The organism is Streptomyces sp. NPDC005496 (genome assembly GCF_042872045.1).
In the GTDB taxonomy this organism is placed as follows: Bacteria; Actinomycetota; Actinomycetes; order Streptomycetales; family Streptomycetaceae; genus Streptomyces.
The window spans coordinates 73,052-97,274 of sequence record NZ_JBIAJQ010000002.1 but is presented as its reverse complement, the minus strand read 5'-3'; the positions used below and the strand labels follow the sequence as shown (position 1 = coordinate 97,274).

Annotated in this window: 16 protein-coding genes; 9 read left to right on the top strand and 7 right to left on the bottom strand. The window is 71.7% G+C overall.

What is annotated here, in order from left to right:
* Positions 1-46: 46 nt before the first annotated feature.
* The gene (locus ACFYQQ_RS05020; RefSeq protein WP_388903495.1) at positions 47-1,048 is read right to left on the bottom strand and encodes a DMT family transporter; all 1,002 of its coding nucleotides are present in this window, start codon (positions 1,046-1,048) and stop codon (positions 47-49) included.
* A 71-nt stretch (positions 1,049-1,119) separates the two neighbouring features.
* Between ACFYQQ_RS05020 and ACFYQQ_RS05015 the strand changes: the two genes are divergently transcribed.
* Positions 1,120-2,013 (top strand): LysR family transcriptional regulator, encoded by an 894-nt coding sequence (locus tag ACFYQQ_RS05015; RefSeq protein WP_355794466.1) that lies wholly within the window; start codon positions 1,120-1,122, stop codon positions 2,011-2,013.
* 42 nt (positions 2,014-2,055) lie between these two features.
* Here the strand turns inward: ACFYQQ_RS05015 and ACFYQQ_RS05010 are convergent, their stop codons facing one another.
* Positions 2,056-2,925 (bottom strand): phosphatase PAP2 family protein, encoded by an 870-nt coding sequence (locus ACFYQQ_RS05010; RefSeq protein WP_356167409.1) that lies wholly within the window; start codon positions 2,923-2,925, stop codon positions 2,056-2,058.
* 107 nt (positions 2,926-3,032) lie between these two features.
* The gene (locus tag ACFYQQ_RS05005; RefSeq protein ID WP_355788206.1) at positions 3,033-4,067 is read right to left on the bottom strand and encodes a LacI family DNA-binding transcriptional regulator; all 1,035 of its coding nucleotides are present in this window, start codon (positions 4,065-4,067) and stop codon (positions 3,033-3,035) included.
* A gap of 467 nt (positions 4,068-4,534) precedes the next feature.
* Between ACFYQQ_RS05005 and ACFYQQ_RS05000 the strand changes: the two genes are divergently transcribed.
* From ACFYQQ_RS05000 to ACFYQQ_RS04965, 8 genes are all read left to right on the top strand, one after another.
* Positions 4,535-5,806, top strand: a complete 1,272-nt coding sequence (locus tag ACFYQQ_RS05000) for an extracellular solute-binding protein (RefSeq protein ID WP_355788209.1) — start codon at positions 4,535-4,537, stop codon at positions 5,804-5,806.
* Positions 5,807-5,931: 125 nt separating this feature from the next.
* Positions 5,932-6,936: a sugar ABC transporter permease gene (locus tag ACFYQQ_RS04995; protein ID WP_355788212.1), complete on the top strand. Its 1,005-nt coding sequence runs from the start codon at positions 5,932-5,934 to the stop codon at positions 6,934-6,936.
* Positions 6,937-6,949: 13 nt separating this feature from the next.
* Complete coding sequence (locus tag ACFYQQ_RS04990; protein ID WP_355788214.1) at positions 6,950-7,858, top strand: ABC transporter permease subunit; 909 nt, start codon at positions 6,950-6,952, stop codon at positions 7,856-7,858.
* A gap of 164 nt (positions 7,859-8,022) precedes the next feature.
* The gene (locus tag ACFYQQ_RS04985; RefSeq protein WP_356167404.1) at positions 8,023-9,699 is read left to right on the top strand and encodes a glycoside hydrolase family 13 protein; all 1,677 of its coding nucleotides are present in this window, start codon (positions 8,023-8,025) and stop codon (positions 9,697-9,699) included.
* A gap of 204 nt (positions 9,700-9,903) precedes the next feature.
* Positions 9,904-11,286, top strand: coding sequence for an alpha-amylase family protein (locus tag ACFYQQ_RS04980; protein ID WP_356241888.1), 1,383 nt, complete (start codon positions 9,904-9,906; stop codon positions 11,284-11,286).
* A gap of 224 nt (positions 11,287-11,510) precedes the next feature.
* The gene (pulA, locus tag ACFYQQ_RS04975; protein WP_388903983.1) at positions 11,511-16,940 is read left to right on the top strand and encodes a pullulanase-type alpha-1,6-glucosidase; all 5,430 of its coding nucleotides are present in this window, start codon (positions 11,511-11,513) and stop codon (positions 16,938-16,940) included.
* 67 nt (positions 16,941-17,007) lie between these two features.
* Entirely contained in the window at positions 17,008-18,663 is a 1,656-nt protein-coding gene (locus tag ACFYQQ_RS04970; protein ID WP_356241891.1) for a fused response regulator/phosphatase, read from the top strand.
* Positions 18,664-18,693: 30 nt separating this feature from the next.
* A complete protein-coding gene (locus ACFYQQ_RS04965) occupies positions 18,694-19,050 on the top strand; it encodes a 5-carboxymethyl-2-hydroxymuconate Delta-isomerase (protein ID WP_355794443.1) in 357 nt (118 codons plus the stop codon).
* 103 nt (positions 19,051-19,153) lie between these two features.
* Here the strand turns inward: ACFYQQ_RS04965 and ACFYQQ_RS04960 are convergent, their stop codons facing one another.
* From ACFYQQ_RS04960 to ACFYQQ_RS04945, 4 genes are all read right to left on the bottom strand, one after another.
* Complete coding sequence (locus ACFYQQ_RS04960; RefSeq protein ID WP_356167398.1) at positions 19,154-19,855, bottom strand: TetR/AcrR family transcriptional regulator; 702 nt, start codon at positions 19,853-19,855, stop codon at positions 19,154-19,156.
* Between the two features lie 56 nt (positions 19,856-19,911).
* Positions 19,912-20,976, bottom strand: coding sequence for a PDR/VanB family oxidoreductase (locus tag ACFYQQ_RS04955; RefSeq protein ID WP_356167395.1), 1,065 nt, complete (start codon positions 20,974-20,976; stop codon positions 19,912-19,914).
* Positions 20,973-21,881: a metal-dependent hydrolase gene (locus ACFYQQ_RS04950; RefSeq protein WP_355784643.1), complete on the bottom strand. Its 909-nt coding sequence runs from the start codon at positions 21,879-21,881 to the stop codon at positions 20,973-20,975. Before ACFYQQ_RS04950 ends, ACFYQQ_RS04955 begins: the two co-directional genes overlap by 4 nt.
* A gap of 394 nt (positions 21,882-22,275) precedes the next feature.
* Positions 22,276-24,186 (bottom strand): hypothetical protein, encoded by a 1,911-nt coding sequence (locus ACFYQQ_RS04945; RefSeq protein ID WP_355784646.1) that lies wholly within the window; start codon positions 24,184-24,186, stop codon positions 22,276-22,278.
* Between the last annotated feature and the right edge of the window lie 37 nt (positions 24,187-24,223).

Here is a 24,223-nt window from a genome sequence, read left to right as displayed (position 1 = left end):
GCCCGATCGGACGACAGGCCCTGGCGGGCGTCCTCCTCCGCCGGAGTCAGGCGCCGTCCGCCCGGCCGGCGGGGACCCGCCCGGGCCGGCCCGACAGCACCCGACCGGGGACGGCCGACCGCTCCTGAGCGTGGGCGGCGCTCGGCGTGTGCCGGCGGGCGGGGCGGGGCCGGTGCGCTCCCGGGCCGCGGGTCAGGGCCACTCCCGTCAGGACCACCGCCATGCCCGCGAGGACCCGTGGTGTGAGCTCCTCGCCCAGGACGAGGGCGCCCAGGGTCACCGAGACGACCGGCAGCAGGTAGCCGACCGTGGCGGCGGCGGTGGGGCCCTCGTCGGCGATCAGCCGGTAGTTGAGGTGGAACGTGACACCCGTGCCGAGGATGCCCAGGGCGACGACGGCGAGGACGCCCGTGGTGTCCACGTGCAGGGGGCCGGGGCCCGCGACGGGCAGGGCGAGCGCGGTCCACGCCGTGGCCGCGAGGAGCTGGGCCGCGGAGACGGCCGTCGGGTCCTTCCGCGCGGTGAGGTGACGGCCCATGTACGCGAAGGCCAGCGCGTAACTCAGCGCCGCCCCCGCGAGGGCCAGGGCGCCCCAGCTCGTCAGACCGGCACGCTGCCACGGCGCGAAGATCAGCAGGGTGCCCGCGAAACCTAGCGCCAGGCCGGCCAGCCGGACGGGACGCACCCCGCGGTCGGTCCCCAGGAGGACGCCGGTGAGCAGGGACCACAGGGGAGTGGTGGCGTTCAGGACACCGGCGACACCGGAGTCGACCGTCTGCTCGCCGACGGCGAAGAGGGCGAACGGAACGGCGTTGCAGAGCAGGGCGGCCACGGCGAGATGGCCCCAGGTCGCGCGGGACCGGGGGAGCCGTCCGCCCCGGGCCCGGGCCAGGGCGACGAGGACGGCGGCGCCGAGCGCGCAGCGCGTGACCGCGATCTGGGCGGGGGTCAGGCCGTGGTTCAGGGCCACCTTGATCCAGAGGAAGCTCGAACCCCAGAGCAGCGCGAGCAGGCCCATGCGGACGGTCGAGGCCGGGTGAGAAGGCATGCGCCCACGGTCCCCGACAGAACACGTGAGGACAAGTGAAGAGTTGTGCACACACTGTTAAGCTGCGCTGCATGATGGATGTGCGACGCATGCAGGTCCTGCGGGCCGTGGTGAGCGCCGGGTCGGTGACCGCGGCGGCCGCGGACCTCGGCTACACGCCGTCGGCCGTCAGCCAGCAGATCGCCGCCCTGGAGAAGCAGACCGGGACGGCGCTGCTGGAGCGGATCGGCCGGGGCGTGCGGCCCACGCCCGCCGGGCTGCTCGTCGCCGGGTACGCGGACGCCATCGGGCGGCAGGTCGCCGAGGCGGAGACCGCGCTGGCCGACCTGCTCGCCGGACGTACCGGACGGCTCGCGGTGCGGTACTTCGCCACCGCCGGAGCCGCGCTGGTGGCCCCGGCGATCGCCCGCCTGCGGGCCGGGCACCCGGGGATCGCGGTGGAGCTGCGGCTGAGCGGCCCCGAGGACCCGCTGCCGGACGTGCGGGAGGGGCGGGCCGATCTGGCGCTCGTGGTGCGTCCGCACGGCACCGCACCCGACGGCGTGCGCATGGTGCACCTCGTCGACGACCCCTACCGCGTGGTCCTGCCCGAGGGGCACCGCCTGGCGGAGCGCGGGACGCTGGAACTCGCCGAGCTCGCCCAGCTGCCCTGGGTCGGCAGCGAGCGGCCGGGGCCCTGCCTCGACGTCCAGCTCGACGCCTGCGCCGCGGCCGGTTTCCGGCCCCATTTCGTGGTGGACAGCGAGGACTACGTCACCGCGCAGGGGTTCGTCGCGGCGGGGCTGGGCGTCGCCCTCGTCCCCCGCCTGGGTCTCGGCGAACCCCGTCCCGGCGTGGTGACACGGGAGGTCCGCGGCCCCGAGCCGGTACGGGCCATCCATGCCGCCGTACGCGAGACGGCGCCGGCGCAGCCCGCGCTGCGTGCCCTGCTGGACGCCCTGAGGGACACCGCCGGCGGGGGCTGAGCGCCGCCCGCGACCGCCGGACCGGGCCGGCGGGCGGCCGGGTCAGGTCCCGAGCCGCAGGGCCGGTGGCTCGCCCGGCTCCGGCACCCGGCGGGGCAGGGCGTACGGCAGGGCGCCGTACCACAGGCCCGCGACGGCGAAGCCGAAGGCCAGGCAGATCACGCCGCCCACCGCGTCCAGCCAGAAGTGGTTGGCCGTGGCGACGATGACCACGAGGGTGGCCGCCGGATAGAGCAGGCCGAGGACGCGGGCCCACGGCGCCGAGGCCAGGGCGAAGATCGTGAGGCCGCACCACAGGGACCAGCCGATGTGCATCGAGGGCATCGCCGCGTACTGGTTCGACATGTTCTTGAGGTCGCCCGACGCCATCGAGCCCCACGTCTGGTGGACCAGGACCGTGTCGACGAAGCCGGCGCCGGTCATCAGGCGCGGCGGCGCCAGCGGGTAGAAGTAGTAGCCGACGAGGGCGACCGCGGTCGTCGCGAAGAGCGCCGTGCGCGTCGCCGCGTACCGGCCGGGATGGCTGCGGTACAGCCACACCAGAACACCCAGCGTCACCACGAAGTGCAGTGTCGCGTAGTAGTAGTTCATGCCGACGATGAGCCATGTCACCGCGTTCACGGCGTGGTTGACCGACTCCTCGACGGCGATCCCGAGCGTCTGCTCGACGCGCCAGATCCAGTCCGTGTTGCGCAGCGCCTGCGTCCGCTGCTCCGGGACCGCGTTGCGGATCAGCGAGTACGTCCAGTAGCTCACGCCGATCAGCAGGATCTCGAACCAGAGACGGGGGCGCCGCGGGGTGCGCAGCCGGCGCAGCAGGGCCCGGTCCGCGCGGTCGTCGGAGCTGTCCGCGACGGACGCGGGAGGGGCCTGCTTCCGGCCTTCCAGTGTCGTCACGGTGGTCTCACCCATAAGGACAGAGTGTGCCAGAAAAGCCTTCCCCCACAGATGATCCCCTGGTCGGGTCCGGGTCGCATTTCCTGCTCCCTGCACCGACCCGGGTACGGGGGGTGGCCTGCTCAGGGACGGTTGCGGTCCCCGGGCGCCGAGGCGGTCGAGCCCCGCACCACCAGTTCCGGCATGAACACGAACTCGCTGTGGGGCGCGGGCGTCCCGCCGATCTCCTCCAGCAGCGTGCGCACCGCGGCCTGGCCCATGGCCGGCACCGGCTTGCGGACGGTGGTGAGCGGCGGGTCGGTGAAGGCGATGAGGGGCGAGTCGTCGAAGCCGACCACGGAGATGCCCTTCGGCACGTCCAGGCCGAGCTGCCGGGCCGCGCGTATCGCGCCGAGCGCCATCATGTCGCTCGCGCACACCACCGCCGTGCACTCCCGCTCGATGAGCGCGGTGGCCGCGGCCTGGCCGCCCTCCAGGGTGTACAGGGAGTGCTGGACCAGTCGCTCCTCGATGTCGTCGGGACGCAGGCCCAACTGCTCCTGCATCGTGCGCACGAACCCCTCGATCTTCCGCTGCACCGGCACGAACCGCTTCGGGCCGAGCGCGAGACCGATGTTGGTGTGGCCGAGCGAGACGAGGTGGGTGACCGCGAGGCTCATCGCCGCCCGGTCGTCGGGGGAGATGAAGGGGGCCTGCACCTTCGGCGAGAAACCGTCGACGAGGACGAACGGCACGCCCCGGGCGCGCAGCTGCTCGTAGCGCTGCATGTCCGCGGAGGTGTCCGCGTGCAGCCCCGAGACGAAGATGATGCCCGCGACGCCCCGGTCGACGAGCATCTCCGTCAGCTCGTCCTCGGTGGAGCCGCCGGGGGTCTGGGTGGCCAGCACCGGGGTGTAGCCCTGTCGCGTCAGCGCCTGGCCGATCACCTGGGCCAGCGCCGGGAATATGGGGTTCTCCAGCTCGGGGGTTATCAGCCCGACCAGTCCCTCGCTGCGCTGCCGCAGCCGGACCGGACGCTCGTAGCCGAGGACGTCGAGGGCGGCCAGGACGGACTGGCGGGTGGTCGCGGCGACGCCCGGCTTCCCGTTCAGGACGCGGCTGACAGTCGCCTCACTGACCCCCGCCTGGGCTGCGATGTCGGCAAGCCGTGTGGTCACGGGATTGGACTGTACCGGCCGGGAATCGCGTTGCCCACCAACCAGGCGCCGTGCGCGGCCGGTTGAACGGCTCGCTCCGGGCTGCTGCGTCATCGGGCTCCCTCGTGATTCTGGTCGGCTCGGCGTCCCCCGCGTGCGCCGCGGGAAGGGGTGGCTCCTGCAAGGCGCTGACGGGGCGATGATCCTCGTATACCGCTGCCGTGGCAAGAGCTTGCAGAGTCTTGCACAGACGGTCACGAGACCGCTGATCGGCCCGGTACGGGGCCCCCGGGTCGCCGCCCGGAGGTCACGGGCACGTAACTCTCGGCAGTCCTTGCACTTTTTTGCTGCAAGCTCTTTCGCGGCGCTTACAACGCTGTTACGTTCACGTCGCCCGGCGGACGCAACGGCGCAGTCGGCAAGTCGGCAAGGGGTGCGGGCGGGACCGCTTCCCCAACCACTCGGGCTTTCACCCTCAAGGAGATCTCATGCGGCGTGGCATAGCGGCCACCGCTCTGGTGGCGTCCATCGCCCTCACGGCGACGGCGTGCGGCGGCGACGACAGCGGCGACAAGTCGGACGGCCCCACCACCATCACGTGGTGGGACACCTCGAATGCCACCAACGAGGCCCCGACGTACAAGGCCCTCGTCAAGGAGTTCGAGAAGGCCAACCCCGACGTCAAGGTCAAGTACGTCAACGTGCCGTTCGACCAGGCGCAGAACAAGTTCGACACCGCCGCGGGCTCCAAGGGTGCTCCTGACCTGCTGCGCTCCGAGGTCGGCTGGACCCCCGCCTTCGCGAAGAAGAGCTACTTCCTGCCGCTCGACGGCACCGAGGCCCTCGCCGAGCAGGACAAGTTCAAGTCCAACCTGCTCGAGCAGGCGAAGTACGACGGCAAGACCTACGGCGTGCCGTTCGTCACGGACACCCTCGCGCTCGTCTACAACAAGGCGCTCTTCGAGAAGGCCGGCATCAAGGAGGCGCCCACGTCCTGGGCCGACCTCAAGACCGCCGCCGCCACGATCAAGAAGAAGACCGGCGTCGACGGCTACTGGGGCTCCACCCAGGCCTACTACGCCCAGTCCTTCCTCTACGGCGAGGGCACCGACACGGTCGACGTCGACGCCAAGAAGATCACCGTCGCCTCGCCCGAGGCCAAGAAGGGCTTCGAGACCTGGCAGGGCCTGTTCAGCGGCAAGGGCCTGCACAAGGCCGACACCACCGCCGACGCGTACGCCCACATCCAGGACGCGTTCGTCAACGGCAAGGTCGCCGCGATCGTCCAGGGTCCGTGGGAGATCACGAACTTCTACAAGGGCTCGGCGTTCAAGGACAAGGCGAACCTCGGTATCGCCACCGTCCCGGCCGGCTCCACCGGCAAGGCGGGCGCCCCGACCGGCGGCCACAACCTCTCCGTGTACGCGGGCTCTGACAAGGCCCACCAGGCGGCCTCGCTCAAGTTCGTGAAGTTCATGACCTCGGCGAAGTCCCAGGAGACGATCGCCCTGAAGAACTCCACGCTGCCGACGCGTGACGACGCCTACACCGCCGAGGTCAAGGCCGACCCGGGCATCGCCGGCTACCAGACGGTGCTCGCCGCCGCCCAGCCGCGCCCGGCGCTGCCCGAGTACAGCTCGCTGTGGGGTCCGCTCGACACCGAGCTGCCGAAGATCGCCGGCGGCAAGGAGTCGCTGGACAAGGGCCTGGGCAACGCGGAGACCGCGATCGCCAAGCTGGTCCCCGACTTCAAGAAGTGATCCCGCGTGGCCGTCGGATCCGCCCGCACCGGGGGACGGATCCGGCGGCCATCCGGCCTGTGCACCGCGGCCCAGCCGCCGCCGGGCGCGCGCCCAACCCCTGATCTTCCAGAAGGTGTCGAATCATGACAGTCGCCATCGACAGAGCGACCGGCGAGCGGCGTGGTGACCGCGGGCGCCGGCCCGGTCGGATCGAGCGCCTCAAGCACTCGTACCAGAAGTACTGGTACGCGTACGCGATGATCACCCCGGTGGTCGTCGTGCTCGGCGTGCTGGTGCTCTATCCGCTCGTGCGGGGCCTCTACCTGACGCTCACGGACGCCAACAGCCTCAACTCGGCCCGCACGATCGGCGTCAACCACATCGACGCCACCTACGAGTTCATCGGCTTCGACAACTACGCCGACATCCTGTGGGGTCCGACGTCGTACGACCGGTTCTGGTCGCACTTCATCTGGACGATCGTGTGGACGGCGCTCTGCGTCACGCTGCACTACGTCATCGGCCTCGGCCTCGCGCTGCTGCTCAACCAGAAGCTGCGCGGACGCACCTTCTACCGGCTGCTGCTGGTGCTGCCGTGGGCCGTGCCCACCTTCGTCACCGTGTTCGGCTGGCGGTTCATGCTCGCCGACGGCGGCATCATCAACTCCGTGCTCGAATCGGTGCACCTGCCGACACCGCTGTGGCTGGAGGACACCTTCTGGCAGCGGTTCGCCGCGATCATGGTCAACACCTGGTGCGGTGTGCCGTTCATGATGGTCTCCCTGCTGGGCGGCCTGCAGTCCATCGACGCGACGCTGTACGAGGCCTCCGAGATGGACGGCGCGAACGCCTGGCAGCGGTTCCGGCACGTCACGCTGCCCGGCCTGCGGTCCGTCAGCTCCACCGTCGTCCTGCTCGGCGTCATCTGGACGTTCAACCAGTTCGCCGTGATCTTCCTGCTGTTCGGCAACACCGCCCCGGACGCGCAGATCCTCGTCACCTGGGCCTACTACCTGGGCTTCGGACAGCAGCCGCGCGACTTCGCGCAGTCGGCCGCCTACGGCATCCTGCTGCTGACCATCCTGATCGTCTTCACCTCCTTCTACCGCCGCTGGCTGAACCGCAATGACCAGCAGCTCGCGATCTGAGGCGGGAGCCCGCATGAGCACCACGACCCTTCCGACACCCGCCGCGGCGGACCAGGTCTCCGCGGGCGCCGCCCCGCGCAAGGGCCGCAGGCGCGGCGACAACAGCCGCTCCGGCTCCGTCGTGTCGCACGGCATCCTGATCGTCGCGAGCCTGATCGCGCTCTTCCCGGTCGCGTGGCTGGTCTACCTGTCGCTCGGCCCGGACAAGGACGACTACCTCCACCCCGGGCGCATCTGGGACAAGATGACGTTCGACAACTACGCGTTCGTGCTCCAGCACACGAACTTCTTCGCGTGGATGAAGACCTCGCTCATCGTCTCGTTCGGCACCTCGGTCATCGGCGTGATGTTCGCCGCCACCACCGGCTACGCGGTGTCCCGCATGCGCTTCCCCGGGTACCGGAAGTTCATGTGGGTCCTGCTGGTCACCCAGATGTTCCCGATCGCCGTCCTCATCGTGCCGATGTACCAGATCCTCTCGGACCTGCAGCTCATCGACACCTACCTCGGCCTCGTCCTGGTCTACTGCTCGACGGCGGTGCCGTACTGCGCCTGGCTGCTCAAGGGGTACTTCGACACCATCCCCTTCGAGATCGACGAGGCGGGACGCGTCGACGGACTCAACCCCTTCGGCACGTTCCTGCGGCTGATCCTGCCGCTCGCCAAGCCGGGCCTGGCCGTGGCCGCCTTCTACAGCTTCATCACCGCGTTCGGCGAGGTCGCGTTCGCCTCGACGTTCATGCTCTCCGACACGAAGTACACCTTCGCCGTCGGTCTGCAGAGCTTCGTCAGTGAGCACGACGCGCAGCGCAACCTCATGGCCGCCACCGCGGTGCTCGTCGCCATACCCGTCTCCGCCTTCTTCTACCTGGTGCAGAAGAACCTGGTGAGCGGCCTGACGGCCGGCGGCACCAAGGGCTGACGCCCGGCAGGACTCCCGCGCGCGCATCGCGCGCGGGTGGCGGCCGCGGCGTCCATCCGACCCCGCCGGCGTCGCGGCCGCCTCATCACACGCTTCCACGACCCGAACTGCTCCTCCCGCCGGCCCTGCCCGCCGGGGGGACCCCCCATCGCATCAAGGACGCCATGAGCCAGCACTCCGCCGACCAGGCCCCGACCTCCGCGCTCGCCACCGTCGCCGCCCACCGCGACTGGTGGCGCGACGCGGTGATCTACCAGGTCTATCCGCGCAGCTTCGCCGACAGCAACGGCGACGGCATGGGCGACCTGGAGGGCGTACGTTCCCGACTCCCGTACCTGCGCGACCTCGGCGTCGACGCCGTGTGGCTGAGCCCCTTCTACGCCTCGCCGCAGGCCGACGCCGGATACGACGTGGCGGACTACCGCGCCGTCGACCCCATGTTCGGCAACCTCCTGGACGCCGACGCGCTGATCCGCGACGCCCACGAGCTGAGCCTGCGGATCATCGTCGACCTGGTGCCCAACCACTCCTCCGACCAGCACGAGTGGTTCAAGCGCGCGCTGCGCGAGGGCCCCGGCTCGCCGCTGCGGGACCGCTACCACTTCCGGCCCGGCAAGGGCGCGGACGGTGAACTGCCGCCCAACGACTGGGAGTCCATCTTCGGCGGACCGGCCTGGACCCGGGTCACCGAGCCCGACGGCACCCCCGGCGAGTGGTACCTGCACCTCTTCGCGCCCGAGCAGCCCGACTTCAACTGGGAGCACCCGGCGGTCGGCGACGAGTTCCGCTCGATCCTGCGCTTCTGGCTCGACATGGGCGTCGACGGCTTCCGTATCGACGTGGCCCACGGACTGGTGAAGGCGACGGGCCTGCCGGACCTTGGATCCCACGAGCAGCTGAAGCTGCTGGGCAACGATGTCATGCCGTTCTTCGACCAGGACGGCGTGCACGACATCTACCGGCAGTGGCGCACCATCCTCGACGAGTACGCGGGTGAGCGCATCTTCGTGGCCGAGGCGTGGACCCCGACCATCGAGCGCACCGCCAACTACGTGCGCCCCGACGAGCTGCACCAGGCCTTCAACTTCCAGTACCTGGGCACCCACTGGGACGCGGCCGAGCTGCACTCCGTCATCGACCGCACCCTGGACTCGATGCGCCCCGTCGGCGCCCCGGCCACCTGGGTGCTGTCCAACCACGACGTGACGCGGCACGCCACGCGCTTCGCCAACGAGGCCGGCCTCGGCACGCAGATCCGCACCGCGGGCAACCGCGGGCTGGGACTGCGGCGCGCGCGGGCGGCGACCCTGCTGATGCTGGCGCTGCCGGGCTCCGCGTACCTCTACCAGGGCGAGGAGCTCGGCCTGCCGGACGTCGTGGACCTGCCGGACGAGGTGCGCCAGGACCCCGCCTACTTCCGGGGCGCCGGACAGGACGGCTTCCGCGACGGCTGCCGGGTGCCGATCCCGTGGACCCGCGAGGGCTCCTCCTTCGGCTTCGGCGACGGCGGCAGCTGGCTGCCGCAGCCGGCCGGCTGGGGCGAGCTGAGCATCGAGGCGCAGACGGGCACGCCGGGTTCCACCCTGGAGCTGTACCGCACCGCGCTGGCCGTGCGGCGCGAGCGGGCCGACCTCGGCGCGGGCGACGCGGTGGAGTGGCTGCGCGCGCCGGAGGGCGTACTGGCCTTCCGCCGGGGCGAGTTCGTCTGCACGGCGAACACCGGCGGCGAGTCGGTCACCGTCCCGGCGTACGGCCGGGTGCTGGTGTGCAGCGGTGAGGTGACCATCGCGGACGACGAGGCGAAGCTGCCCGCGGACACGACCGTCTGGTGGGCCGTCTGACCGTACGAGTGAACCTCCTGCGCTTCCGGGGGCGGGGGAGAGGGTGCCAAGGGGCCCTGTCGCGAACCGAGTTGGAATTTCTTGCGACATCTTGCTGAAACTTGTCTGCAAGCGCTACGGTCCCGACCACACCGGGGTTGTTCGGTCTGCAACCTCCGGCCCCCGCACCCTCCCCCACCCGCACGACGAAGTGCAGGAGATCACATGGCCAGGAGAACTCCGGCCGTCATAGCCGCCCTCGCGGCGGCTCTGGCGGCCTCGGTCACCCTCCCCACGGGAGTGGCCCAGGCATCACCCCCCGGCACCAAGGACGTCACCGCCGTCCTCTTCGAGTGGAAATTCGACTCGGTCGCCAAGGAGTGCACCAACACCCTCGGGCCGGCCGGATACGGCTACGTCCAGGTGTCCCCGCCCGCCGAGCACATCCAGGGCGCCCAGTGGTGGACCTCGTACCAGCCCGTCAGCTACCGGATCGCCGGCCGCCTCGGTGACGCCACGGCCTTCCGGAACATGGTGAACACCTGCCACGCGGCCGGTGTGAAGGTCGTCGCCGACACGGTCGTGAACCACATGTCGGCCGGCTCCGGCACCGGCACCGGCGGCTCGTCGTACACGAAGTACAACTACCCGGGCCTGTACTCGTCCAACGACATGAACGACTGCACGGCCACCATCACCAACTACGGCGACCGTGCCAACGTGCAGAACTGCGAGCTCGTGGGGCTCGCCGACCTGGACACCGGCGAGGAGTACGTCCGCTCCGCCATCGCCGGCTACATCAACTCCCTGCTCGGCTACGGCGTCGACGGCTTCCGCATCGACGGCGCCAAGCACATCCCGGCCGCCGACCTCGCCAACATCAAGTCCCGGCTCACCAACCCGGGGGCGTACTGGAAGCAGGAGGTCATCTACGGTTCCGGGGAGGCCGTCCAGCCGACCGAGTACACCGGCAACGGCGACGTCCAGGAGTTCCGCTACGCCTACGACCTCAAGCGGGTCTTCAACAACGAGAACCTCGCCTACCTGAAGAACTACGGCGAGGGCTGGGGCTACATGAGCAGCGGCGTCTCCGCCGTCTTCGTCGACAACCACGACACCGAGCGCAACGGCTCCACGCTCAGCTACAAGGACGGCGCCAACTACACCCTGGCGAACGTCTTCATGCTGGCGTGGCCCTACGGCGCACCCGACATCAACTCGGGCTACGAGTTCTCCGACACGGACGCCGGTCCGCCGAACGGCGGCAGCGTCACCGCCTGCTGGCAGAACGGCTGGAAGTGCCAGCACGCCTGGCCGGAGATCAAGTCCATGGTGGCCTTCCGCAACGCCACCCGGGGCCAGTCCGTCACCAACTGGTGGGACAACGGCGGAGACGCCATCGCCTTCGGCCGCGGCAGCAAGGGCTTCGTGGCGATCAACCACGAGTCCGGCGCCCTGAGCCGCACCTACCAGACCTCGCTCCCGGCCGGGACGTACTGCAACGTGCAGAACAACACGACGGTCACGGTGAACGGTTCGGGCCAGCTCACGGCCACCCTCGGCGCCAACACCGCGCTCGCGGTGTACGCCGGGAAGTCGGCCTGCTGACTCCGCACGCCGCGTGACACGGCCCGGCCCGCCACCCCCACGGCAGGCCGGGCCGTGCCGGACCGGCGTCGCCTTGTGAAAGTTCTTTCCGTTGCTTTCAAGACTCTTGCTGTAAAGCTTTCGTAAGCGGTACGGTCACGCCGGCGCCCGGCATCGAAGCCGTGCCGCGGCGGTGGGGTCGGACCCAATAGAGCCGTATCTGCTAGGAGTTCACGCCTGTGGCCCTGATACCGAGATGGCCGGCGCCCGGGGCGCGCCGCGCCGCGCACTCCGGACTGACCCCGCACCGCGGACGGCTCGCCGCCGTCACGGTGGCCGCCCTCGCGGCGGCCCTCGTCCAGCCGCTCGCGGCCAAGGCCGCGGCGCCGCCCGCGCCCCCGTCCGACGCCAGGCTCGCCGCCGAGCCCGCCCGTCACGACGCCACCCGCGAGCAGTTCTACTTCGTCCTGCCGGACCGGTTCGCCAACGGGGACACCGCCAACGACCGCGGGGGACTGACCGGTTCACGCCTCGCGACCGGGTACGACCCCACCGACAAGGGGTTCTACCAGGGCGGCGACCTCAAGGGCCTGACGAAGAAGCTCGACTACATCAAGGGCCTCGGCACCACCGCGATCTGGATGGCGCCGATCTTCAAGAACCAGCCCGTGCAGGGCACCGGGGCCGACGCCTCCGCCGGCTACCACGGCTACTGGATCACCGACTTCACGCAGGTCGACCCGCACTTCGGCACCAACAAGGACCTGGAGACCCTGATCTCCAAGGCCCACGCCAAGGGCATGAAGGTCTTCTTCGACGTCATCACCAACCACACGGCCGACGTCGTCGACTACGAGGAGAAGTCCTACGGCTACCTCTCCAAGGGCGCCTTCCCGTATCTGACGAAGGACGGCGAGCCGTTCGACGACGCCGCCTACGCGGACGGCACGAAGCCGTTCCCGCCGGTCGACCGCGACTCCTTCCCGCGCACGCCGGTCGTGCCCCCCGCGAAGAAGAACGCCAAGGTCCCGTCCTGGCTCAACGACCCGGCGATGTACCACAACCGCGGTGACTCCACCTTCGCCGGCGAGAGTTCCACGCACGGCGACTTCTCCGGCCTCGACGACCTGTGGACCGAGCGTCCCGAGGTCGTGCGGGGCATGGAGCGGATCTACCAGAAGTGGGTCGGCGACTACGGCATCGACGGCTTCCGCATCGACACCGTCAAGCACGTGAACATGGAGTTCTGGACCCAGTGGGCGACGGCGCTCGACGCCTACGCCGAGAAGCGGGGCCGGGACGACTTCTTCATGTTCGGCGAGGTCTACTCCGCCGACACCTCGGTCACCGCGCCGTACGTGACCCAGGGCCGCCTGGACTCCACGCTGGACTTCCCCTTCCAGGACGCGGCCCGCTCCTACGCCTCCCAGGGCGGCAGCGCGAGGAAGCTCGCCGCCGTCTTCGGTGACGACTACAAGTACACGACGGACAAGGCCAACGCGTACGAGCAGGTCACCTTCCTCGGCAACCACGACATGGGCCGCATGGGCTCCTTCCTGAAGCAGGACGACCCGAAGGCGAGCGACGCCGAACTGCTGAAGAAGGACGAGCTCGCCACCGAGCTGATGTTCCTCAGCCGCGGCAACCCCGTCGTCTACTACGGCGACGAGCAGGGCTTCACCGGCGCCGGCGGCGACAAGGACGCCCGCCAGACGATGTTCGCCTCGAAGGTCGGCGACTACCTCGACGACGACGAGCTGGGCACCGACCGCACGCACGCCGACGACGCCTTCGACACCAAGGCGCCCCTCTACCGGCGCATCGCCGCGCTTGCCGAGCTCCGCAAGGCCAACCCGGCCCTCGCGGACGGCGTCCAGACCGAGCGCTACGCGGCCGACGGCGCCGGGGTGTACGCCTTCTCGCGCACGGACGCCAGGACCGGCGTCGAGTACGTCGTCGCCGTGAACAACGCCGACGAGGCCCGCGAGGCGACGTTCGCCACCGGATCGGCCGGCATGCGGTTCCGCGGTATCCACGGCATCTCCTCCGACGTCACCAGCGACGACGAGAAGAAGGTGACGGTCACCGTCCCGGCCGGCTCCGCGATCGTCCTGAAGGCGGCGGGCCGCATCCCCGCCCCCGCGGCCAAACCGGCCGTGACCCTGAAGGCCCCCGGCGCGGGCGCCACCGGCACCGTCGAGGTCTCCGCCGACGTCGACGGCGGCCGGATGAACCGGGTCGTCTTCGCCGCCCAGGTGGGCAACGGCAAGTGGCGCACCCTCGGCTCCGCCGACCACGCCCCCTACAAGGTCACCCAGACCATCGGCAAGGACGTACCGCCCGGGAGCGCCCTGCGCTACAAGGCCGTCGTGATCGACTCGGCCGGACGCACCGCGAGCGACACGGCCACCGGCACCACCGGCACGCCGCCCGCGCCCGAGGTGCCCAGCGCGTCCTCCCGCGACTACGCGGTCGTCCACTACAAGCGCGCCGACGGCGACTACACCGACTGGCGGCTCTACGCCTGGGGCGACCTCGCGGACGGCGAGTCGACCACCTGGCCCGCGGGCCACGACTTCGTCGGCCGGGACGCCTACGGGGCCTTCGCCTACGTCAAGCTGAAGCCGGGCGCCTCCAGCGTCGGCTTCCTCGTCATCGACAAGGACGGCAACAAGGACGTCTCCGCCGACCGCACCATCGACGTCACCAAGACGGGTGAGGTCTGGGTCGAGCAGGGCAAGGAGGCCCTGCTCACCGAGCGGCCCGACTACCCGGCGCAGGACAAGAGCAAGGCGGTCCTGCACTACCACCGCGCCGACGGCGACTACGACGGCTGGGGACTCCACGTCTGGACGGGCGCCGCGAACGGCACCGACTGGACCAAGCCCCTGGAGCCGGCCCGCGAGGACGCGTACGGCGCCGTCTTCGAGGTGCCGCTCGCCGAAGGAGCCATCAGCCTCAGCTACATCCTGCACAAGGGCGACACCAAGGACCTCCCCACCGACCAGTCGCTCGACCTCACGGCGGACGGCCACGAGGTGTGGATGCTCGGCGGCCAGGAGGACTACCTGCTCCCGCAGGCCGCGGGCAGCGCCGCCGCGCTCGACCTGACCTCCGCCAAGGCGGTCTGGATCGACCGCGACACGGTCGCCTGGAACGGCGCCGAAGGAGCCGCCTCCACCCAGCTGCTCTCCTCCCGCGACGGCTCGATCGCCGTCGAGGACGGCACGCTGACCAGCGACGACGAGCGCTGGCTGCGGCTGTCGAAGACCGCCCTCACCGACGCGCAGAAGGCCGCGTTCCCGCACCTGAAGGGCTACACGGCCTGGTCCGTGGACCCGCGCGACCGCGACCGGGTGCGCTCCGCCCTGCGCGGCCAGGTCGTCGCCACCCAGCGCGCGGCCAACGGCGCGGTGCTGGCGGCGACCGGCGTGCAGCTCGCCGGAGTCCTGGACGACCTGTACGACGCGACGGAGGCGGACCTCGGGCCGACGTTCCACCGGGGCCGCCCGACCCTCGCCGTCTGGGCGCCCACCGCGCAATCGGTGAGCCTGGACCTCGGAGGGTCCGCGGTCGCGATGAAGCGGGACGCCGCCACCGGCGTCTGGTCCGTCACCGGGAAGAAGTCCTGGACGGGCAAGCCCTACCGCTACGTCGTGAAGGTGTGGGCGCCGACCGTCCGCAAGGTCGTCACCAACAAGGTGACCGACCCGTACTCGGTGGCCCTGACCGCCGACTCGGAGCGCAGCCTGGTCGTCGACCTCCGCGCGAAGTCCCTCGCCCCGTCGGGCTGGTCCTCGCTCAAGAAGCCCGAGGCCGTACCGCTGAAGGACGCGCAGATCCAGGAGCTGCACGTCCGGGACTTCTCGGTGGCGGACAAGACCGTCCCCGCGAAGGACCAGGGCACCTACCGCGCCTTCACGGACAAGGACAGCGACGGCTCCCGGCACCTGAGGGAGCTGGCGAAGTCCGGTACCTCGTACGTGCACCTGCTGCCCGCCTTCGACATCGCCACCATCCCCGAGAAGAAGGCCGACCGGCAGAGCACCGACTGCGACCTCGCCTCCTACCCCGCCGACTCCGAGAAGCAGCAGGAGTGCGTGGCGAAGACCGCCGCCGAGGACGCCTACAACTGGGGCTACGACCCGTACCACTACACGGTCCCCGAGGGCTCCTACGCCAGCGACCCCGACGGCACCCGGCGTACGGTCGAGTTCCGCGACATGGTCAAGTCGCTGAACCAGGACGGCCTGCGGGTCGTCATGGACGTCGTCTACAACCACACCGCCGCGAGCGGCCAGGCCGACACCTCCGTGCTCGACCGGATCGTGCCCGGCTACTACCAGCGGCTCCTCGCCGACGGCTCGGTGGCCAACTCCACCTGCTGCGCGGGCACGGCGACCGAGAACGCCATGATGGGCAAGCTGGTGGTCGACTCGATCGTCACCTGGGCCCGGGAGTACAAGGTCGACGGCTTCCGCTTCGACCTCATGGGACACCACCCCAAGGCCAACATCCTGGCGGTCCGCAAGGCTCTCGACGCGCTCACCCTCCGGAAGGACGGCGTCGACGGGAAGAAGATCATCCTCTACGGCGAGGGCTGGAACTTCGGCGAGGTCGCCGACGACGCCCGCTTCGTGCAGGCCACCCAGAAGAACATGGCCGGCACGGGCGTCGCGACGTTCTCCGACCGGGCCCGTGACGCCGTACGCGGCGGCGGCCCCTTCGACGAGGACCCCGGCGTCCAGGGTTTCGCCTCCGGCCTCTACACCGACCCCAACTCCTCGGCCGCCAACGGCACCCCGGCCGAGCAGAAGGCCCGCCTGCTGCACTACCAGGACCTCATCAAGGTGGGCCTGAGCGGCAACCTCGCCGCGTACCGCTTCACCAACTCCGACGGCAAGGAGGTCAAGGGCTCCGAGGTCGACTACAACGGCGCACCCGCCGGATACGCCGAGGCGCCGGGCGACGCCCTCGCGTACGCCGACGCGCACGACAACGAGTCGCTGTTCGACGCCCTCACCTACAAGCTGCCGAAGGGCACCTCGGCGGACGGCAGGGCGCGGATGCAGGTCCTCGCCATGGCGACGGCCGCCCTCTCCCAGGGGCCGTCCCTCTCCCAGGCGGGCTCGGACCTGCTGCGCTCCAAGTCCCTGGACCGCAACTCCTACGACAGCGGTGACTGGTTCAACGCCGTCCACTGGAACTGCGAGGACGGCAACGGCTTCGGGCGCGGACTGCCCCCGGCCGCCGACAACAAGTCCAAGTGGCCGTACGCCAAGCCCCTGTTGACGTCCGTCAAGGTGGGATGCGAGCAGATCGAGGGCGCCTCGGCCGCGTACCGCGACCTGCTGAGGATCCGCAGCACCGAGGACGTCTTCGGCCTCGGCACGGCGGGCCGCGTCCAGTCCGAGCTCTCCTTCCCCCTGTCGGGCAAGGACGAGACTCCCGGAGTGATCACGATGGAACTCGGCGACCTGGTCGTCGTGTTCAACGCCACGCCGGACAAGCAGGAGCAGAGGGTCGGCGCCCTTGCCGGGAAGGCGTACGCGCTGCATCCGGTGCAGGCGGCGGGCGCGGACTCTACCGTGAAGAGCGCCGCCTACGCGGCGGAATCGGGGACGTTCGCCGTCCCGGGCCGTACCGTCGCGGTATTCGCCCGGACCTCGCGCTAGCGCAGTACGTTGGTGGGGGCAGACCGCGGGGTCTGTCCCCATCCCCGTGCCCCGAGGGGCTTTGCACATGGACGGCTTCGACCAGGCCGACGGCACGGCGTCCACCGTGCTCGTGGTCGACGACGCGGCGGCCGGCCGCTACGCGCTGGCCGCCGTACTGAGCCGTGCCGGTCACCGGGTCGTCCCCGTGGCCGGTGCGACGGAGGCCCTGCTCGAACTCGACGCACGGGTACGCGCCGGCACCCTGCCCGACGTGGCGCTCGTGGACGTCGGACTCCCCGACCTGAACGGCTTCGAGCTGTGCCGCAGGATCAAGGCGCAGCCCGCCACGGCCGCCCTGCCCGTCGTCCACTTCTCCGCCGCCGCCGCGGAACCCGGCTACCGCTGCCGGGGCCTGGAGGCCGGAGGAGACGCCTACCTGTCGGTGCCCGCGGAACCCGAGGAGATCGAGGCGGTCGTCCGGGCCGCGGTGCGCGGCGCCCGCATGCTCTCCGGAGCCGAGACGCTCGTCCAGCGGCTGACCCTGCTGTCCGAGACGATCGTCGCCGTCCAGACGGCGCGCTGCCTCACGGAACTCGCCGACGCGGCCGCCGAGGGCACCGCCCGGCTCACCGGCACACCGGCGGCCGTGTTCGTGCTCTCCGAGGACGGTGAGCTGTACGAGGGGAGATCCGGCGACCGGCCGTCCGTCCGGTCGCACCCCCCTTCCCGCGGGCCGGCCGCCGACCGCAGCACGCACGAGGCGGTGGCCGGGCTCATCCGCTCCTTCATGAGCGGCCACACCGGGGTGCGCAGCACCGTCGTCCCCGCGCCGCTGTGGCCCGCGGGCTTCTTCCGGCCCGGGATCTGCGACGACGCCCGCCTGGTGCTGGCCAGGACCCGGCACGAACGGGCGCCGGTGTGCCTCGCCGTGCCCGCGCGGCACCCGCACTCCTCGGTCGCCGACCCGCGGACCGAGGCACTCGTCGTGCGGCTGGCCCAGGCCACCGCGCTCGCCGCCGAACCGCTGCTGATGTACCAGGTGGAGCGGCACGTCGCGCTCACCCTCCAGCACAGCTTCCTGCCCCAGCCGCACCGGCTGCCCGAACTCCCCGGCGTCGACGTGGTCGTGCGCTACGTGCCCGCCTCCCGGCAGACCGAGATCGGTGGGGACTTCTACGCGGCGCTGAGCACCTCGGGCGGTGTGCTCACCGCCGTCGGGGACGTCGTCGGGCACTCGCTGGACGCGGCCACCGTCATGGTCGAGATCCGGCACGCCCTGCGCGCCTACTGCGTCGAGGACCCCGACCCCGGCGACCTGGCCCGGCGCCTGGACCGGATGCTCCAGCACTACCACCCCGACGTCACCGCCACGGTCTGCCTCGCCCTGGTCGACCCGGCGAGCGGACGGGTCCGGATCGCCAACGCGGGCCACATCCCGCCCCTGCTCGTCGGCGACGACGGCACCGCCTCCTACGTCAAGGCCTCCGGACCGCTGCTCGGCCTCGGACTGGACCATCCGGCGCCCACCGAGGCGGTGCTGATGCCCAGCGACCGGCTGCTGATGGTGACGGACGGCCTGATCGAGACCCGCGGCACGGACCTCGCCGTCTCCATGGAGCAGCTGCGCACCGCCGCCGCCGACGCCCCGCCCGGACCGGCCGCCCTGTGCGACACCCTCCTCGACTGCTTCGGCCACGACCGGGAGGACGACATCGCGCTGCTCGCCCTGCGGCTAGGGTGACCGGGACGTCCCCCTGGAACAGGAGTGCCCATGCCGCAGATCACCGTCGACTACTCCGCGACGCTCGACACCGCCTTCGACCGTGGCGGCTTCGCCCGGGCACTGCACGCGCGCGTGGTCGACACGGCGGCGGCGAAGATCGGCGCCTGCAAGACCGTGTTCCGTCCCACCGAGGACACCACGGTGGGGGAGGACACCGACGGGCACGCCGTCGTGCACGTCACGCTCGGACTGCTCGCCGGGCGGACCGAGGAGACCAAGGCGAAGCTGACCGAGGAGGTGCTGGACCTGCTGAGGACCTACGTGAAGCCCGCCGACAGCCTCGCCCTGCACGCCTCCGCCGAGGTGCGCGACCTCGACCCGTCCTACCGCAAGTTCGAGCTCTGACGTCCGGGGCGTGACGGCTCGCGGCTAGGGTCTGTCGTTTGGATCAGGCCGGCCGCGATCGACGGTTCGTCCCGCGACACCGGCCTGATCCAAACGACAGACCCTAGGGCGCCGAGGGCGTCGCCAGCGAGATCAGTCGGACCGCGAGGTCCGTGAAGGGACCCTCGGCCGGCTCGTTCTCGAAGGCGCGCCGCAGTACGTCGGCCATCTCGGCGTCGTAGGCGGCGCTCACCGCGGCCAGCGCGGCGAAGTCCCGCACGAGCTGCGCCTCCAGCTCACCGCGCGGGATGCGCCGCCCGTCCAGCCAGATCAACGCCGTGGACTCGGCGAGCGAGATCCACGACCGGATCACCAGCTCCAGCCGGGCGGGCGGCCTCTCGACGCCCAGATGCGCGAGGATCTGGACGTACGCCGCCTGGCGCACCGAGTCGATCAGCGCGTTGGTGGTCGAGGAGCCGACGGCGGGGCCGCCGCGCATCAGGGCCGAGAAGCCGGGCCCGTGGTCGTCCACGAAGTCGAAGAAGCGGTGCATGACCCGCAGCAGCCGCGCCCCGAGCGGACCCTCGCGGGGCTCCACGAAACGCCCCGCGAGATCGTCGGAGGCCCGCTTCAACGCCGCCTCGTAGAGGCTGAGTTTGCCGGGGAAGTAGTGGTAGACCAACGGTCGCGAGATGCCGGCGGCGGAGGCTATCTCGTCGATGGAGACCTCGTCGGGCGAGCGTCGGCTGAACAGGTCGAGGGCGACGCCGATCAGCTGCTGCCGTCGCTCCTCGACGCCCATTCTGCGGCGTACCCCGGTTGTCATACGAACACCTTACCGATCGGTTCGGACCCGGAACGGGCCGGTCCGGCCAGGGGTGTTCACATGTCCAGCACGAGGCGCCCACCGCGCGCCCGCGAGACACAGATCAGCATCGAGTCGTCACGCTCCGCGTCCGTCAGCAGTTCGTCCCGGTGGTCGATCTCCCCTTCCAACACACGCTGTTGGCAGGTCCCGCAGAAGCCCTGCGCGCACGAGTACACGGTGTCGGGCAGCACCTCCCGCACGGCGGCGAGGACGGTGGTGCCGGCCGGGACGGTCACCGTACGGCGGCTGCGGCGCAGTTCGACCTCGAAGGCGCCGTCGCTCCCGTCGGCGGAGGCGGGGGCCCCGAACCGCTCCAGGTGCAGCGAGGCGCCCTCGGGCAGCCGGTCGGCGACGGCCTCCATCAGCCCCTGCGGACCGCAGCAGTAGACGGCCGCGCCGTCGGGGAGGTCCGCGAACAACCCGTCCAGGCCCGGCCGTCCGTCCACGTCCTCGGCGACGACGGTGACCCGGTCGCCCGGCAGCTTCTCGATCTCCTCCAGGAACGGCATCGACTCCCGGGTCCGCCCGCCGTAGAGCAGCCGCCACCGGACGTCCTCGCCGAGGGAGCGCAGCATCGGCAGGACGGGCGTGATCCCGATGCCGCCGGCCACGAAGACGTACGCGGGCGCGTCCACGAGCGGGAAGCGGTTGCGCGGGCCGCGCACCTCGACCTCCATGCCCTCGCGGAGCTCCTCGTGCACTTCGCGCGAGCCGCCACGCCCGCCCTCCGCCTCGTCCACGAGCCGTGCCGCCACGGTGTACGCGGACGAGTCCTCCGGGTCCCCGCACAGCGAGTACTGCCGTACGAGTCCGGAGGGCAGCACCAGGTCGAGGTGGGCGCCGGGCTCCCAGGCGGGCAGACCACTGCCCTCCAGGCGCAGTCGGACCACGCCGTCGGCGATCCGCTCGTGCCGGGCGACGCGCAGCCGCAGGGCGCGCGAGCGCGGGCGGCCGGAGACGGGTTCCTCCAGGGCGGGCAGCGGCCACAGCGGCGACGCCTGGATCCGGCGGCGCAGTGCGCCCCGGACCAGCAGCGCGGTACCGGCGACGGCCACGAGGGTCCGCACCCGGGGCGTCACGAGGCGCTCCGTTCGGCGGCCGTGGCGGCGGGGGAGGCGGCGAGGTAGGCCAGGGCCTGCTCGGTGGAGCCCTCCTGGGAGGGGTGGTAGCCGCGGCTCAGATAGCGCGGGATCGACTTCAGCATGTCCCCGGTCGACGGCAGCACGCCCGCCCGCCCGCTCACGTAGAAGTCCCGGAAGCCGGCGCGGCCCGCCGTCAGGGTCGGGTCGTTCGCCATGAAGAACCGCGTGCCGCGCTGCCAGAGGAAGACCAGGGCCGTGAAGGCGGTCGCCCAGGTCCGCACCCGGCGCCGGTAGCCGCCGTCGAGGTGCTGGAACAGCTCGAAGGCCACGGACCGGTGCTCGACCTCCTCCGCGCCGTGCCAGCGCAGCAGGTCCAGCATGGTCGGGTCGGCGCCCCTGCGGTCCAGCTCCTCCGCGTTCAGCACCCAGTCGCCGAGGAACGCGGTGTAGTGCTCGATGGCCGCGATGAGGGCGACCCGCTCCATGAGCCACCACCTGCGCGCCCGGCCCGGCGGCAGGGTGCGGTCGCCGAGCAGCTTCTCGAAGAGCCAGTCGACCTGCGCGGTGTACGGGGTGGGGTCGAGGCCCAGGTCCTTGAGGTGCGGCAGCACCTCGTCGTGGGCCTGCGAGTGCATCGCCTCCTGCCCGATGAAGCCGATGACGTCCGCGCGCAGCCGCTCGTCCCGGATGAGGGGCAGCGCCTGCCGGTACACGTGCACGAACCAGCGCTCGCCGGCGGGCAGCAGCAGGTGCAGCACGTTGATGGTGTGGGTGGCGAACGGATCGCCCGGCACCCAGTGCAGGGGGGTGTCCTCCCAGGAGAACGACACCTTCCGCGCCTGGAGGGTCGTCCGCCCGGACTCGGCCGGCTGCGGCTCGCGGGGCGTCTGCTTGTTGGACATGGCGTCAATGTACTGATGGGTAGCCCTCGGGAGAACCCCTGTGCGCCGACTTGTTGACATGAACGTCAGCTAGCTCGGGGGCCCGTGCCGGGGGTGCCACGGGGTGTCCCACGGAGTCGTGCGGCGCGGAGTCGCGGTCCGCGGGGCCCGGGTCGCCTGCCCCTCACTTCACGAACCGCGCTCCCGCCGACCGCACTTCGGCGGCGACGGGAGCGGGCGCGGGTGGGACACCGGGCCGCGGGACGGAGGGGCGGCGGGGCGTCCGGGACGCTGGGGCGCCCGGGGTGGCGGGTGTCCGGGACGGCGGGACCTACGGGTGCCCGGAACTGCGGGGCGTCCACGGCGACGGGGTGCCCGGGGCCGCCAAGGCACCCCGGACGAAGGCAAACGGGCTCTAGCGCAGGCCGTCGATCGACGCGCCGTCGGCCAGCGTGCCGGTCAACTCCGCCCGCGCCCCCTGCTTCGCGCGGACGGTGAGCAGGTTGCCCTGGGCCGTGCCGCGGACTCCGCCGGTCGCGCTGACCGACGTCATGTCCTCGCTGCCCGCGGCGAGCAGGTACCAGGACCCCGCGGCCGACTTCCACAGCACCCCCGCCAGAACGTGCGGGTCGCGCGAGCCGCAGGCGGGCGCGTTCTCCGCCTTCGCGGCGACCGCCCCGAAGCGTCCGCCCGGCGTGTGGAACTGCGCCAGCACGCGCGGATCCGCACCCCGCCAGGTCTCGGCCCGGGTGCACACCCACTCGGCGGCCCCGCTCGCGTCGGGCAGCTGCTGGCGCGCGAACTGCCAGGCGTTCACCGACCGGACGCCCATGGAGCGCACCGAGGCGAGCGAGCAGGCGTACGCCGACCAGCCGCGCGGCGAGGCCTCGCGCGGCGCGGACGGCCGCCCCGCGGTGAGGTGCGCCGGGGTGAGCTCGCCGAGGTCGGTCAGCAGGCGCGGGCGCGAACCGCCGGTGCCGCCCGTCAGTTGCAGTGTGTTCCAGGAGCGGCACGTGCCGGTCTGCTGCGCGGGGCTGGCCAGCGGCCCGGTCACGCCGTCGGCCGACAGCCCGAGGGCGACCGGGGCCGCCGCCGGCTTCAGCAGGTCCCGCTCGGCGGCCCGGCGCACCCAGGGAGCCGTCAGATAGCGGACGTTGCCGTCCGCCCGGTCGAGGACCACCGCGCTCGACTCGGCGTCGGTCGCGCCGTCCACCCGGGCGAAGTCGAGGGCGGCGCCGTTCGTCGCGCTCTTCGGCTCGGCGTACCGGGCGATGCGCAGACCGTCGTAGAGGAGCACCACGCGCGCGGAGTCGACGTCTCCCGCGTACAGCAGCTGGGGTGGGCCGGGCGGGGCGCCCGAGGGCGTGCCCGGGGTGGCGGACACCTGCACGGTCTCGCCGGGGCGCGCCCACACGGCGAGGGCGCGCCGCAGCAGCGCGCTGTCCCGGGTGAGGTTCCCGCGCGCGGGCCACACCGAGAAGTCGGTGCGCGCGGAGGAACGCCAGGCCGTCGGCGGCACCTTCACCACCTGCGCGGGATCGAGCGCGGCCTGGGCGGCGGGGTTCTGCGCGTACGAGGGCGCGGCGGCCCCGTCCGGACCCCAGCCGTCGCCGGGCAGACCGAGCAGCGCGCCGCACACCGCGACGGCCGCTGCGGCGGCGAGCGCGGCCTTCAGGTGCTGCCTGCGCCGCATCAGGTCGGTGGGTCGGGCGTGCAGCGAGCAGGGGTCGAACTCGGGGGAGAGCAGCAGGTCGTCCCCGGCCGTCACGGTGCCGGCCTCGGTGAGCGCCGCGCCGGGTTCCTTGACGCCCGCCGCCTCCAGCACCTCGCGCACGTCGGTGTCGGACATGCGCTCCAGGGCGCGCAGGACGAAGGCCGCGCGGGCCGGTCCGGTGAGTCCGGAGAGCCGCTGGTCCAGGGCGAGTTCGTCGGCGCCGCCGGAGCGCGGGAAGAGCCGCAGGCCCCACACCTGCGGGAGCAGCGGCGGCAGTTGCGCCCGCTTGGGCCAGGCGAGGCGCTTCAGTGGCAGGCCCGCCTCCAGGGCGCTGCGCACCACGTGGAGGCGGACGACGGCGTAACCCGGGTCGCTGTCACGGCCGCTCGCCTGGGCGGGGATCACGGCGGCGGCGGTCCGTCCGCGCGGCAGGGCGCGCTGGGTGAGGGCGTGCGCCGTGAGCACCCGGCGGTTGCGGCCGAGGCTCGGCGGCAGCACTAGATAGGCGAGCCGGACGAGCCGCGGGTAGTGCTCGACGAGCGCGGCCTCGGCCTGCTCGACGTCGACGGCCGGTTCGGGTGCGGGGCGCGGGGCTACATCCTGTGACTGCACGTTCAGCAGAACGAGCGAATCGTCGGTTGGTCACCTC

Excerpts from the sequence above, each read along its gene's own strand:
- ACFYQQ_RS04980 (WP_356241888.1), top strand. The coding sequence starts at position 9,904 with ATGGCCAGGAGAACTCCGGCCGTCATAGCCGCCCTCGCGGCGGCTCTG.
- ACFYQQ_RS05010 (WP_356167409.1), bottom strand. The coding sequence starts at position 2,925 with ATGGGTGAGACCACCGTGACGACACTGGAAGGCCGGAAGCAGGCCCCT.
- ACFYQQ_RS04995 (WP_355788212.1), top strand. The coding sequence starts at position 5,932 with ATGACAGTCGCCATCGACAGAGCGACCGGCGAGCGGCGTGGTGACCGC.
- ACFYQQ_RS04950 (WP_355784643.1), bottom strand. The coding sequence starts at position 21,881 with ATGTCCAACAAGCAGACGCCCCGCGAGCCGCAGCCGGCCGAGTCCGGG.
- ACFYQQ_RS04970 (WP_356241891.1), top strand. The coding sequence starts at position 17,008 with ATGGACGGCTTCGACCAGGCCGACGGCACGGCGTCCACCGTGCTCGTG.
- ACFYQQ_RS05020 (WP_388903495.1), bottom strand. The coding sequence starts at position 1,048 with ATGCCTTCTCACCCGGCCTCGACCGTCCGCATGGGCCTGCTCGCGCTG.
- ACFYQQ_RS04965 (WP_355794443.1), top strand. The coding sequence starts at position 18,694 with ATGCCGCAGATCACCGTCGACTACTCCGCGACGCTCGACACCGCCTTC.
- ACFYQQ_RS04960 (WP_356167398.1), bottom strand. The coding sequence starts at position 19,855 with ATGACAACCGGGGTACGCCGCAGAATGGGCGTCGAGGAGCGACGGCAG.
- ACFYQQ_RS05000 (WP_355788209.1), top strand. The coding sequence starts at position 4,535 with ATGCGGCGTGGCATAGCGGCCACCGCTCTGGTGGCGTCCATCGCCCTC.
- ACFYQQ_RS05015 (WP_355794466.1), top strand. The coding sequence starts at position 1,120 with ATGATGGATGTGCGACGCATGCAGGTCCTGCGGGCCGTGGTGAGCGCC.
- ACFYQQ_RS04985 (WP_356167404.1), top strand. The coding sequence starts at position 8,023 with ATGAGCCAGCACTCCGCCGACCAGGCCCCGACCTCCGCGCTCGCCACC.
- ACFYQQ_RS04990 (WP_355788214.1), top strand. The coding sequence starts at position 6,950 with ATGAGCACCACGACCCTTCCGACACCCGCCGCGGCGGACCAGGTCTCC.